Origin of the sequence: Enterobacter hormaechei subsp. xiangfangensis, assembly GCF_001729785.1 — a bacterium.
GTDB classification, from domain to species: Bacteria; Pseudomonadota; Gammaproteobacteria; order Enterobacterales; family Enterobacteriaceae; genus Enterobacter; species Enterobacter hormaechei_C.
Genome location: NZ_CP017183.1, coordinates 1,056,671 through 1,068,473, shown reverse-complemented (window position 1 = coordinate 1,068,473; position 11,803 = coordinate 1,056,671). Strand labels below are relative to the sequence as shown.

Sequence of the window (11,803 nt, the reverse complement as noted above, 5' to 3'; positions counted from 1 at the left end):
GATCTATGAAACGTGCCGTCGTCGTGTTCAGCGGAGGACAAGATTCCACCACCTGCCTGATTCAGGCGCTTCACCAGTATGATGAAGTGCACTGCGTCACTTTTGATTATGGTCAGCGTCATCGCGCTGAAATCGATGTCGCTCGTGAACTGGCTCTCAAACTGGGCGCCCGCGCTCATAAAGTGCTGGACGTGACGCTGTTAAATGAACTGGCCGTCAGCAGCCTCACCCGCGACAGCATTCCGGTGCCTGATTACGAACCGGATGCCAGCGGCATTCCGAACACCTTCGTACCGGGCCGCAACATTCTCTTCCTGACCCTGACGGCGATCTATGCCTACCAGGTGAAAGCCGAAGCGGTGATCACGGGCGTGTGTGAGACCGACTTCTCTGGCTACCCGGACTGCCGGGATGAATTCGTGAAAGCACTCAATCACGCCGTCGATCTGGGAATGGCAAAAGAGACCCGCTTCGAAACGCCGCTGATGTGGCTGGATAAGGCTGAAACCTGGGCGCTGGCCGACTACTGGGGCAAGCTGGATGTCGTTCGCAACGAGACCCTGACCTGCTACAACGGCATTAAAGGGGACGGCTGTGGGCAGTGTGCCGCCTGTAACCTGCGCGCGAACGGTCTGAATCATTATTTTGCGGATAAAGCGGGCGTTATGGCCGCAATGCAGAAAAAGACCGGGCTGAAATAAGGGCTACCTGACCGTGCTGTCGAACAGTTTTACACCGGCAGCACGGGTAATTTTCATCAGTGTAGTCAGCGTTGGGTTACCATTTTCGGACAGGGTACGGTATAGCTGCTGACGTGAAAGCCCCGCTTTGGCTGAAATCTCTCCAATACCGCCGCGCGCTTCGATAACGCGTCTGAGGGCAATCAAATAGGCTGGGATCCCCTGGTCCTCGTAAATTTCATCCAGTGCAATTTGCAGATAGAGTTGCGCGTAAGAAGGATTTTCGCGCAGCATTTTGACTACAGCTTCATCATGGCTGACGGTACTTGAGAATTTTCGCTCACTTTTGCTCATGGAGTTTATCCTTTTGATGATCTTTCCAGTAATCTATTGCCAGCATCACATCCGCTTTCTGGCTCTTTTTGTCACCGCCGATCAGCAACAATAAGATTTCCCGGTGCTGGACCGCAAAATAGACTCGATAACCGGGACCACTATCAACCTTCAACTCCCAGACACCCTCTCTGAGATAACGGTAATCGCCAAAATTCCCCTTCTCAGCGCGGTCGATTCGCAGAAGGATCCGAAACGCCAGCTCCGGATCCTTTCGTCTCAACTTTGCTACCCAATCCTCAAACGATATTTTTCCGTCGCGGGTTCGGTAACGTTTAACAACGTAGTCCCTGTTCATGATTTTATCCCTGAAAACCCTTCTTGTCTTTTATAAAAGACAAAAATTTACGCGATCATCAGCTCCAGCTTTTCGCGCAACTCCCCTTCCAGCGGCAACGCTTTCTGGGTTTTGAGATCGATACAGACAAAGGTGATCAGCGCATCGGCCACAATCTGCCCTTCTGGCTCCAGCGTAACGACCTGGCTCAATACACCACTTTTGCCATTCAGTTGTTGAACCTCACTGGTCACGGTGAGCACATCCCCCAGCACAGCCGGGCGGCGGTAGTTAATGTTGATATTGACGACCACAAACGCGATGTTGTGTGCGGTTAGCCACAGGAAGCTTTCGCTGTTCTCCAGGCCGTCCCAGCGCGCCTCTTCAAGAAATTCAAGGTAGCGGGCGTTATTGACGTGCTGGTAAACATCGAGGTGATAACCACGGACTTTGATTTGTGTCTGCATAGCGCAATAGCCTTTCGTTGTTATAGGTTCAGAGGTCATAACTGGTATGACCTCTTTATCCTGGCAAATTTTTGCCGCAGTGCAAGTGATTACGCGATTACAGCGTCAGGTGTGCGAGATTGCGCTCAACCAGCGCGCTGCCCATACCCGGCACCTGCTTGAGATCGTCAAGGGTTTTGAAAGGACCATACTCTTCACGATAGCTGACGATGGCCTGCGCTTTTTTGAGGCCCACGCCATTCATTACGCGGGCAAGATCGTCCGCAGAGGCAGTATTAATACTGACCCGCGTACCCTCGTCCTCAATGGCTTTCGTGCTGGCCGTCGCGTTGGCTTTAACCTGACCTTGTGACGTTGCATCGGCCTGAGTTTGTGCAGCCTGGGCTTTAGACGAGGGTGACGCCGCCAGCGCGCCCGCACTCATCCCGGAAGTGGCAATAGCCAGTGTAATTAACAGTGCTTTGATTCCACATTTCATGCTGTTTTCTCCTTGTTTGTTGACAGCCATGCCACGATAGCCGCACGGGAAAACAGGGACAAACAGCAGATTGCAGAAATGGAAAAGGCCGCGAAAGCGGCCTTTAGTTTTTGCAGAACGTTACGAAAATCTGCGAGCAGACACGTAATTATTGCTCCTGAGTGACCACATCACCCAGCTTGATTTTGGCTTCTTTACGCAGGTTGCTCATCAACGCTTCGAAAGCAATCTGGGCATTGTTCTGGGTAATTCCCTGAACCATGGCCTTCTTCTGCGCGTCTGGCAGCGTGCCGGCTTTCACTTCATCCAGTGCCAGAACCACCACGTTACCCTGCATATCGGTCGTGGTGCCAAAGACAGGTTTGTCTTTCGCCGGCAGGCTCAGACCAAACGCCGCCTGGCTGACAGGATCCTGACCGGTACGGCTCAGCGTTTTTGCTTCACCAAAGCTCAGGCCAGCCGCTTTCAGCGCATCGTTCTTACCGGCTTTCAGGTCGGCCAGAATTTTCTCTGCATCCAGTTTTGCCTGCTGTGCCGCTTTGTTGTGTTTCACCAGCGCCACCACCTGATCTTTCACTTCCGCCAGGGGCTTCACTGCCTCGGCTTTGTGCTCGCTGACGCGCAGTACGAACGCACGATCACCGTCAACGGTAATAATGTCTGAGTTGCTGCCCGGCGTACCATTCTCACCGACCAGACCACCATTGAAAATGGCATCTGAAACCGGTTTGAAGTTCAGTTCTTCCGGCAGGTTTTCGTGGCTGAACCAGCCCGTCTCAACCGCTTTCACGCCAGCAGCCTGCTCAGCGCCCGCCAGTGATTCGTTGTCGTTGCTTGCGGCATCGCTCACTTTCTGTTGCAGCGCATAGAAGGCATCCAGCGCTTTCTCCTGCTTCACTTTCGCAGCGATATCATCACGAACGTCAGCCAGCGGCTTGGTTTTCGCCGCCACAACATCGTCCAGACGCGCCACCAGGAAGCCGACGGAGGATTTGATTACACCAGACAGTTGGCCTTTCTCTTTCAGGCCTGCATTTTTCAGCTCATCCGGGGTAGTTGACTCTTCCAGCCAGCCCATATCACCGCCGTTTTTGGCAGAAATAATGTCGGTAGATTTTGCTTTCGCTAAGGTGGCGAAATCAGCGCCTTTGTTCAGCTCGTCCAGCACGGCTTTCGCTTCTGCTTCCGTTTTGGTCTGGATCACGCTGTAACGGTTACGCTGCGGCTGAGTGAACTGATCCTGATGCTGGTCGTAATAAGACTGGATCTCGGCGTCAGTCGCATTTTCCTGCATCGCAGCTGCATCCAGCTTGATATAGCTTACGCGGAACTGTTCCGGAGAGATGAAGTTGTTCTTGTTTTGCTCGTAGTAAGCATTAACTTCAGCGTCGCTAACCTGCTGTTTCGCTGCCAGTGCGTTGACATCAATCGTCGCTTCACGCACCACGCGTTGCTGCGCCACCAGTGCCGCCAGCTCTTCAGTTTCGCCTTTCAGCATGAAATCGGTGCCCACCACCGCGTTGATTAGCTGTTGCGTGGTCAACTGGTTACGCAGTGCCTGAGCGTACTGGTCAGCCGTCATACCCATCTGGTTAACAATGCTGTTGTAACGCGCGTTGTCGAACTTCCCATTAGACTGGAAAGCCTGCGTCGAGAAGATGGCTTTTTTAACCTGCTCATCGCTGATGCCCAGACCCAGGCTTTTCGCGTACTGATCCAGCAGCGCCTCGTCAATAAGGCGGTTTAGCGTCTGCTGACGCAGGTTTTTCATATAGCCTTCGTTGGCTGCAAGTTCAGAGTATTGGTCGCCCAGCTGTTGCTGCATGCGGTTACGTTCACCAGCAAAAGCGTTCTCGAACTGCCCACGGCTAATTTCCTGGCCATTCACTTTTGCGGCGTAGTTCGCGCCACCGCCGATGAGGTAACTACTCACACCGGTCAATATGAACGACACGATAATGATACCGAAAATAATCTTGAGCACGAGACTGTTAGCAGCCGTGCGTAAGCTGTCCATCATGGTGTAACAACACTCCGCTGTAGGTGACTGGTTACCTGACGCTGACGGAAAATCCTGACCGTCGCGCGTAAAGGCGTATTGTGACAAGAAAACAGGGCAATTGTCAGCCCACAACTCGCATAAACTCGCACAAATCAGGTCTGGACAAACAAAAAAGGCACATCAAACGATGCGCCCTTGTACTTTTCAGCTTCCCTGGAGCGGGAAAGCAATCAGTTTACTGCGTCTTTCAGCGCTTTACCTGCACGGAAACCCGGCACTTTAGCGGCAGCAATGGTGATCTCTTTGCCGGTCTGAGGGTTGCGGCCAGTACGGGCTGCACGCTCTTTAACCGCAAAAGTACCGAAGCCTACCAGTGCAACGTCGTCCCCAGCTTGCAGAGATTCAGTAACAGAAGCAATTAAAGCATCTAAAGCACGTCCAGCTGCCGCTTTAGAAATATCAGCACCCGCAGCAATTTTGTCAATCAGTTGAGATTTATTCACTGTTCTCTTCCTCTCTTTATAATTTATATCGCACCTGAATCCTTCACAGCGCGACCGCGCAGCAGTTATATCAGTCCTGCTATGACCTTACAACACCCGTTGTTGATGGCTAACCCAATCAGCAATCTAAATTAGCTATACAAAAAAAGGCTGGCAAGTACGAAATGACTTACCAGCCTTGTTTTTATTGGCGCTCTTTGCGCGAGGTCACTATTTTGCGGTTACAACCTGCATTCCGGACGGTTCATTTTGCAGTGCGAGAGTCAGAACTTCCTCAATGCGTTTCACCGGATGGATCTGCAAATCGGCAATAACGTTGTCCGGAATCTCTTCCAGATCGCGTTTATTCTCGTAAGGGATCAATACGGTTTTGATCCCACCGCGGTGTGCCGCCAGCAGTTTTTCTTTTAACCCGCCGATAGGCAGTACCTGACCACGCAGCGTAATTTCACCGGTCATGGCCACATCAGCACGAACCGGATTACCTGTCAGGCAGGAAACCAGCGCAGTACACATGGCAATACCCGCGCTTGGGCCATCTTTCGGCGTCGCCCCTTCCGGAACGTGAACGTGAATATCGCGTTTTTCGTAGAAATCCGGGTTGATACCCAGTTTTTCCGCACGCGCGCGCACCACGGTCAGCGCCGCCTGGATGGACTCCTGCATCACTTCACCCAGCGAACCGGTGTAGGTCAGCTTGCCTTTGCCCGGAACACAGGCGGTTTCGATGGTCAGCAGATCGCCGCCCACTTCCGTCCATGCCAGACCGGTCACCTGACCAACACGGTTTTCGTTGTCTGCGCGACCGTAGTCGAAGCGTTGAACGCCCAGGTACGCATGCAGATTGTCGCCGTTAATCACGATGTGCTTCAGGCTCTTATCCAGCAGCAGCTGTTTCACCGCCTTACGGCACAGCTTAGAGATCTCACGTTCGAGGCTACGCACACCCGCTTCACGGGTGTAGTAACGAATAATGCCGACAATGGCGCTGTCCTCAACGGTCAGCTCGTTGGCTTTAAGCGCGTTACGCTCAATCTGCTTCGGCAGCAGGTGCTGTTTGGCAATGTTCAGCTTCTCGTCTTCGGTATAACCGGACAGACGGATCACTTCCATACGGTCCAGCAGCGGTGCCGGAATGTTCATGGAGTTCGACGTCGCCACGAACATCACATCGCTCAGGTCGTAATCCACTTCCAGGTAGTGATCGCTAAACGCCACGTTCTGCTCTGGATCAAGCACTTCCAGCAGCGCCGACGCCGGATCGCCACGCATGTCTGAAGACATTTTGTCGATCTCATCGAGCAGGAACAGCGGGTTTTTGACGCCCACTTTCGCCATTTTCTGGATAAGCTTGCCCGGCATGGAACCGATGTAGGTACGGCGGTGACCGCGGATTTCCGCTTCATCACGCACGCCGCCCAGCGCCATACGGATGTACTTACGCCCTGTCGCTTTGGCGATGGACTGGCCCAGAGAGGTTTTACCCACCCCTGGAGGCCCTACCAGGCACAGGATTGGGCCTTTGATTTTGTTCACTCGGCTCTGTACCGCGAGGTACTCAAGAATGCGGTCTTTCACACGTTCCAGGCCGTAGTGGTCGGTATCCAGGATCTCCTGGGCCTGACGCAGGTCTTTTTTGACCTTGCTGCGGGCATTCCACGGAACCTGCACCATCCACTCAATGTAGCCGCGTACAACGGTCGCTTCCGCCGACATCGGAGACATCATTTTCAGCTTCTGCAACTCAGCTTCGGCTTTCTCTTTCGCCTCTTTCGGCATCTTCGCCGCGTCGATCTTACGCTTCAGCGCTTCGTTTTCATCCGGCGCATCGTCCATCTCGCCGAGCTCTTTCTGAATGGCTTTCATTTGCTCGTTCAGATAGTACTCACGCTGAGATTTTTCCATCTGCTTTTTGACGCGGTTGCGAATGCGCTTCTCAACCTGGAGCAGATCGATCTCAGACTCCATCATCGCCATCAGGTATTCCAGACGTTCGTTAACGTCGGACATTTCCAGCACGGACTGTTTGTCAGCCAGCTTCAGCGGCATATGCGCAGCGATGGTATCCGCCAGACGTGCAGGATCGTCGATGCTGTTCAGCGACGTCAGCACTTCAGGTGGGATTTTCTTATTCAGCTTGATGTAGCCTTCGAACTGGCTGATCGCGGTGCGTACCAGCACTTCCTGCTCGCGCTCATCAAGTTCCGGTGAATCAAGGTACTCTGCCTTCGCAGAGAAGTGCTCGCCATCGTCTGACAGAGTGGTAATACGCGCACGCTGTAAGCCTTCCACCAGCACCTTCACGGTGCCGTCTGGCAGCTTCAGCATCTGCAAAATAGAGGCCACGGTCCCGACGGTGAAAAGATCGTTTACACCCGGCTCATCCGTTGATGCTTCTTTCTGCGCGACCAACATGATTTTTTTATCATGATCCATGGCGGCTTCGAGGCAACGGATAGATTTTTCCCGCCCTACAAATAAGGGTATGACCATGTGCGGATAAACCACCACATCGCGCAACGGCAATACGGGGATTTCAATGCGTTCAGAACGCTCAGGATTCATAGAGCTCTCTCTTAGTTTAGTGTCCGCCAGGTAAACTGGTCATGTAACTGTGCTTCACACAACCATTAACATGTAATCCAGTATATGGGGATGTTTCCCATACATTCAACGCCATGAATACGGAAAAAGTAAAGGGGAGATAAAATCCCCCCTTTTTGATTAACTGATTGTATGAAATGGTGAATTATTCGCCAGATGCCTGCTGCGCTTCCGGTTTACCGTAAATCAGTAACGGCTTGGTCTGGCCACCAATGACGGACTCGTCGATCACGACTTTTTCGACGTCTTCCATAGAAGGAAGATCGTACATCGTGTCGAGCAATGCTGCTTCCACGATAGAACGCAGGCCACGGGCACCGGTTTTACGCGCCATCGCTTTCTTGGCAATCGCGTCCAACGCTTCGTCACGGAATTCCAGCTCAACGCCTTCCAGATTAAACAGCGCCTGATACTGCTTGGTCAGCGCGTTTTTCGGCTCTTTCAGGATCTGAATCAACGCGTCTTCGCTCAGTTCGTTCAGGGTCGCCACAACCGGCAGACGGCCGATAAATTCCGGAATCAAACCGAATTTGATCAGATCTTCCGGCTCAACCTGCGCCAGCAGCTGGCCTTCGTTTGGTTTTTCAGACGTGGCTTTCACCGTTGCGCCAAAACCAATGCCGGAGCCGGTTTCCACACGGTGAGAGATCACTTTATCCAGGCCTGCAAACGCACCACCACAGATAAACAGGATCTTAGAGGTATCAACCTGCAAGAATTCCTGCTGCGGATGTTTACGCCCACCCTGCGGTGGAACAGCCGCAACCGTACCTTCAATCAGCTTCAGGAGCGCCTGCTGCACGCCCTCGCCCGAGACGTCACGGGTGATGGACGGGTTGTCTGATTTACGAGAGATTTTGTCGATCTCATCGATATAGACGATCCCGCGCTGGGCTTTTTGTACGTCGTAATCGCACTTCTGGAGCAGCTTCTGGATAATATTTTCAACGTCTTCACCCACATAACCGGCTTCGGTCAGGGTGGTGGCATCCGCCATAGTGAACGGAACATCCAGCAGGCGCGCCAGCGTTTCTGCCAGCAGGGTTTTACCGGAACCGGTAGGCCCGATCAGCAGAATGTTACTTTTGCCCAGTTCTACGCCATTGCTGGTATCGCCGTTACGCAGACGTTTGTAGTGGTTGTATACCGCCACCGCCAGCACTTTTTTCGCCTGCTCCTGACCAATGACATAGTCATCCAGGTGGTGGCGAATCTCGTGTGGCGTTGGTAACGCGCTGCGCTCACGGTGCGGCGCGACTTCTTTAATCTCTTCGCGAATGATGTCGTTACATAAATCGACGCATTCGTCGCAGATATACACGGACGGCCCGGCAATCAGTTTACGCACTTCATGCTGGCTTTTGCCGCAAAAAGAGCAGTACAGCAGTTTGCCCGAACCATCTTTGCGTTTATCTGTCATGAGTCCAAACCTCTTTTTAAGTTCTATGTGCCGCACATGACGACGCAAATGCCATTCTCAGACGCAAGCTGCTTACAGGCAACGTGCCGCCCTACCTTAGTATAGCGGCACACTCGCGTCGCGGGCATCAATTACGATGGGTCAAAATGGAGTCGACTAAGCCGTACTCAACTGCCTCTGGCGCAGAGAGGAAGCGATCGCGCTCGGTATCGCGCTCGATCTGCTCGAGAGGTTGACCCGTATGCTGCGCCATAAGTTCATTCATGCGCGCTTTTACTTTCAGAATTTCTCGGGCGTGGATTTCAATATCCGTCGCCTGGCCCTGGTAACCACCCAGCGGCTGGTGAATCATCACGCGGGAATTAGGCAGGCAGAAACGCTTACCTTTCGCCCCTGCGGTTAACAGGAAAGCCCCCATGGACGCCGCCTGCCCCATACAGATGGTGCTGACATCCGGCTTGATGAATTGCATGGTGTCATAAATAGACATGCCCGCCGTAATAACACCGCCCGGCGAGTTGATATACAGGTAAATGTCTTTTTCCGGGTTTTCCGCTTCCAGGAACAGCATCTGCGCCACGATCAGGTTAGCCATATGGTCTTCCACCTGGCCGGTCAGAAAGATAACGCGTTCCTTGAGCAGACGGGAATAGATATCGAAAGAACGCTCACCGCGTGAGGTCTGTTCAATAACCATTGGCACCAGCGCCATATGGGGTGCAAAGTTATCTCGTTCGCCACTGTATGACATTTCCGTCTCCTGGTTCAAAATTGAAAACACCTGCTGTACTGATTGTAACCTTATGGACGGATTATCAGCCAGTCTCAATCATCGTGATTACATACTAATGGGGGTCGCCATGCCCTATTTCAAGCATAACAACGTTTTGTTGTAACGCTAACACTGAAAGGGCGTTTTAGCACCCTTCCAGGACTAAAGCTGTGATAAAAAAAACCCGTCGCCGGAGGGCAACGGGTTTTTTGTTCAAACTTTAAACCGTTGGGGCGAAATTACGCCTGCTGGTTCATCAGTTCGGTGAAAGAGGTCTCTTTTTCGGTCACTTTCGCTTTCGCCAGTACCGCTTCAACAGCCTGCTCTTCCAGTGCGACGTTGCGCATGTTGTCCATCAGCTCTTTGTTCTTACCGTAGAACTCGATCACTTCTGATGGATCTTCGTATGCAGAAGCCATCTCTTCGATCAGGCCTTTCACACGCTCTTCGTCAGCTTTCAGCTCGTGGGTACGAATCACTTCGCCCAGCAGCAGGCCAACAACAACGCGACGTTTCGCTTGCTCTTCGAACAGCTCGCGTGGCAGTTCCATCGCTTGCTGCTGGTTGCCACCGAAGCGCTGTGCAGCCTGACGGCGCAGAACGTCGATTTCGCTGTCGATCAGGGCAGCAGGAACGTCGATGTCGTTCGCTTTCACCAGACCTTCAATCGCCTGAGACTTCACGCGGTTACGTACAGCGCCGTTCAGCTCGCGCTCCATGTTTTTACGCACTTCGGTACGCAGGCCCGCAACAGAACCATCTTCCACGCCGAAACGCTTGATGAATTCTTCAGTCAGTTCTGGCAGTTCGCGCTCTTCCACTTTCTTCAGGTTGATAACGAACTTCGCTGCTTTACCTTTCAGGTTTTCAGCGTGGTATTCTTCAGGGAAGGTCACGTCGATGGTGAACTCTTCGCCCGCTTTGTGGCCTTTGATACCGTCTTCGAAGCCTGGGATCATACGACCCTGGCCCATCGCCAGTACGAAATCAGACGCTTTACCGCCTTCGAACTCTTCGCCGTCTACAGAACCGGTGAAGTCGATGGTTACGCGGTCTTCTGCGTCAACAGCGCCTTCTTTCTCTTTCCAGTTCGCCTGCTGCTTACGCAGGGTATCCAGCATGCCGTCAACGTCTTCGTCGGTCACGGAAACGATCGGTTTTTCAACTTCGATAGATTCCAGACCTTTCAGCTCAACTTCCGGGTACACTTCGAACTCTACGGAGTAGGTGAAGTCTTCGCCCTGCTTGTATTCGCCTGGAACGTAGTTCGGCGCACCGGCTGGATTGATTTTTTCTTTGATGATCGCGTCGATAAAGTTGCGGCTCATCAGTTCACCCAGCACATCCTGACGCACGGAAGCGCCATAACGCTGAGCAACAACATTCATTGGTACTTTGCCCTTGCGGAAGCCGTCAATACGTACTTTTTTTGCTACGTTGACCAGCTCGCTTTTCACAGCAGTTTCGATGCTGTCAGCAGCGATAGTAATCGTTACACGGCGGCCAAGGCCTTGAGTGGTTTCAACTGAAACTTGCATCTTGTTACCTCAAAAAAATCACAGTGCTCGGTCAACTCTGAATCTGTCTGTTATACCGGGATGCTCTCTTATGTGCAGATTCACATTCCCTGTCGCCAGAATCATCCCGAAGACATTCAATAAGACGCGGCATTATAGCGGCATCACTTAGGTGAGTCGAGAACGGTTGGAGCATGTTGCTGCGGCTTTTTTCACACTTTAAGGCTATTTTTAGCCTTAAAAACGCGCCATCCGCTCAAAACTCAGACAAAACAAAACGGCCCGAAGGCCGTCTTGACGAAATCTGTAAGCAACATACTGGAAAAACTCCGGCGGTTGCAAATCCGATTTATCAGGCGATGGTGCCTGCACCCCGACAAGGCGGTGATGCGAATACCGTATCCTGTAGCCCTTCCCATTCCTTAATGGTGTAGGTATGCAGCGCCAGCGCATGTACGGTTGTGGAGAGTTCTTCCGTCAAGGTGCTGTAGATCAAGCGGTGTCGGTTCAGGAAACGTTCTCCCGTGAAGCGATCGCTGACCAGAACCACTTTAAAGTGGCTTTCAGAACCTGCCGGCACGTTATGACGATAGCTTTCGTCGACAACTTCGAGAAACACAGGGTTGAACGCTGCCCTTAATTTTTCTTCTATCTGTTCACGTATCATCATGAAATCACTCCTCCGACAAC

At 52.4% G+C, this 11,803-nt stretch carries 12 protein-coding genes; 1 reads left to right on the top strand and 11 read right to left on the bottom strand.

The window, feature by feature from the left end; translation table 11 throughout:
* Positions 1-5: 5 nt before the first annotated feature.
* Complete coding sequence (gene queC, locus BFV63_RS04985) at positions 6-701, top strand: 7-cyano-7-deazaguanine synthase QueC (protein WP_015571271.1); 696 nt, start codon at positions 6-8, stop codon at positions 699-701.
* A 3-nt stretch (positions 702-704) separates the two neighbouring features.
* Here the strand turns inward: queC and BFV63_RS04980 are convergent, their stop codons facing one another.
* From BFV63_RS04980 to bolA, 11 genes are all read right to left on the bottom strand, one after another.
* Positions 705-1,034 carry a helix-turn-helix domain-containing transcriptional regulator gene (locus tag BFV63_RS04980; RefSeq protein WP_022650480.1) on the bottom strand — a complete coding sequence of 110 codons (330 nt, stop codon included), beginning with the start codon at positions 1,032-1,034 and terminating at the stop codon, positions 705-707.
* Entirely contained in the window at positions 1,021-1,371 is a 351-nt protein-coding gene (locus tag BFV63_RS04975; RefSeq protein ID WP_045346366.1) for a type II toxin-antitoxin system RelE/ParE family toxin, read from the bottom strand. The genes BFV63_RS04980 and BFV63_RS04975 overlap by 14 nt, the downstream gene beginning before the upstream one ends.
* A gap of 47 nt (positions 1,372-1,418) precedes the next feature.
* The gene (locus BFV63_RS04970; protein WP_003859042.1) at positions 1,419-1,817 is read right to left on the bottom strand and encodes a YbgC/FadM family acyl-CoA thioesterase; all 399 of its coding nucleotides are present in this window, start codon (positions 1,815-1,817) and stop codon (positions 1,419-1,421) included.
* 97 nt (positions 1,818-1,914) lie between these two features.
* Positions 1,915-2,295: a helix-hairpin-helix domain-containing protein gene (locus BFV63_RS04965; protein ID WP_003859045.1), complete on the bottom strand. Its 381-nt coding sequence runs from the start codon at positions 2,293-2,295 to the stop codon at positions 1,915-1,917.
* 148 nt (positions 2,296-2,443) lie between these two features.
* Positions 2,444-4,315, bottom strand: coding sequence for a peptidylprolyl isomerase (gene ppiD / locus BFV63_RS04960; RefSeq protein ID WP_045142051.1), 1,872 nt, complete (start codon positions 4,313-4,315; stop codon positions 2,444-2,446).
* Positions 4,316-4,527: 212 nt separating this feature from the next.
* Positions 4,528-4,800 (bottom strand): nucleoid-associated protein HU-beta, encoded by a 273-nt coding sequence (gene hupB / locus BFV63_RS04955; RefSeq protein ID WP_002444653.1) that lies wholly within the window; start codon positions 4,798-4,800, stop codon positions 4,528-4,530.
* 210 nt (positions 4,801-5,010) lie between these two features.
* Positions 5,011-7,365 carry an endopeptidase La gene (lon, locus tag BFV63_RS04950; protein WP_006809878.1) on the bottom strand — a complete coding sequence of 785 codons (2,355 nt, stop codon included), beginning with the start codon at positions 7,363-7,365 and terminating at the stop codon, positions 5,011-5,013.
* A gap of 184 nt (positions 7,366-7,549) precedes the next feature.
* Positions 7,550-8,824, bottom strand: coding sequence for an ATP-dependent protease ATP-binding subunit ClpX (gene clpX / locus BFV63_RS04945; RefSeq protein WP_006809879.1), 1,275 nt, complete (start codon positions 8,822-8,824; stop codon positions 7,550-7,552).
* A gap of 127 nt (positions 8,825-8,951) precedes the next feature.
* On the bottom strand, positions 8,952-9,575 hold the full coding sequence (clpP, locus tag BFV63_RS04940; RefSeq protein ID WP_006809880.1) for an ATP-dependent Clp endopeptidase proteolytic subunit ClpP: 624 nt from the start codon (positions 9,573-9,575) through the stop codon (positions 8,952-8,954).
* Between the two features lie 260 nt (positions 9,576-9,835).
* Positions 9,836-11,134 (bottom strand): trigger factor, encoded by a 1,299-nt coding sequence (gene tig, locus BFV63_RS04935; RefSeq protein WP_015571277.1) that lies wholly within the window; start codon positions 11,132-11,134, stop codon positions 9,836-9,838.
* Positions 11,135-11,465: 331 nt separating this feature from the next.
* Positions 11,466-11,783, bottom strand: a complete 318-nt coding sequence (gene bolA, locus BFV63_RS04930) for a transcriptional regulator BolA (RefSeq protein WP_003859051.1) — start codon at positions 11,781-11,783, stop codon at positions 11,466-11,468.
* Positions 11,784-11,803: the final 20 nt, after the last annotated feature.

Excerpts from the sequence above, each read along its gene's own strand:
- BFV63_RS04965 (WP_003859045.1), bottom strand. The coding sequence starts at position 2,295 with ATGAAATGTGGAATCAAAGCACTGTTAATTACACTGGCTATTGCCACT.
- tig (WP_015571277.1), bottom strand. The coding sequence starts at position 11,134 with ATGCAAGTTTCAGTTGAAACCACTCAAGGCCTTGGCCGCCGTGTAACG.
- bolA (WP_003859051.1), bottom strand. The coding sequence starts at position 11,783 with ATGATGATACGTGAACAGATAGAAGAAAAATTAAGGGCAGCGTTCAAC.
- BFV63_RS04980 (WP_022650480.1), bottom strand. The coding sequence starts at position 1,034 with ATGAGCAAAAGTGAGCGAAAATTCTCAAGTACCGTCAGCCATGATGAA.
- clpP (WP_006809880.1), bottom strand. The coding sequence starts at position 9,575 with ATGTCATACAGTGGCGAACGAGATAACTTTGCACCCCATATGGCGCTG.
- ppiD (WP_045142051.1), bottom strand. The coding sequence starts at position 4,315 with ATGATGGACAGCTTACGCACGGCTGCTAACAGTCTCGTGCTCAAGATT.
- lon (WP_006809878.1), bottom strand. The coding sequence starts at position 7,365 with ATGAATCCTGAGCGTTCTGAACGCATTGAAATCCCCGTATTGCCGTTG.
- BFV63_RS04970 (WP_003859042.1), bottom strand. The coding sequence starts at position 1,817 with ATGCAGACACAAATCAAAGTCCGTGGTTATCACCTCGATGTTTACCAG.
- BFV63_RS04975 (WP_045346366.1), bottom strand. The coding sequence starts at position 1,371 with ATGAACAGGGACTACGTTGTTAAACGTTACCGAACCCGCGACGGAAAA.
- clpX (WP_006809879.1), bottom strand. The coding sequence starts at position 8,824 with ATGACAGATAAACGCAAAGATGGTTCGGGCAAACTGCTGTACTGCTCT.
- queC (WP_015571271.1), top strand. The coding sequence starts at position 6 with ATGAAACGTGCCGTCGTCGTGTTCAGCGGAGGACAAGATTCCACCACC.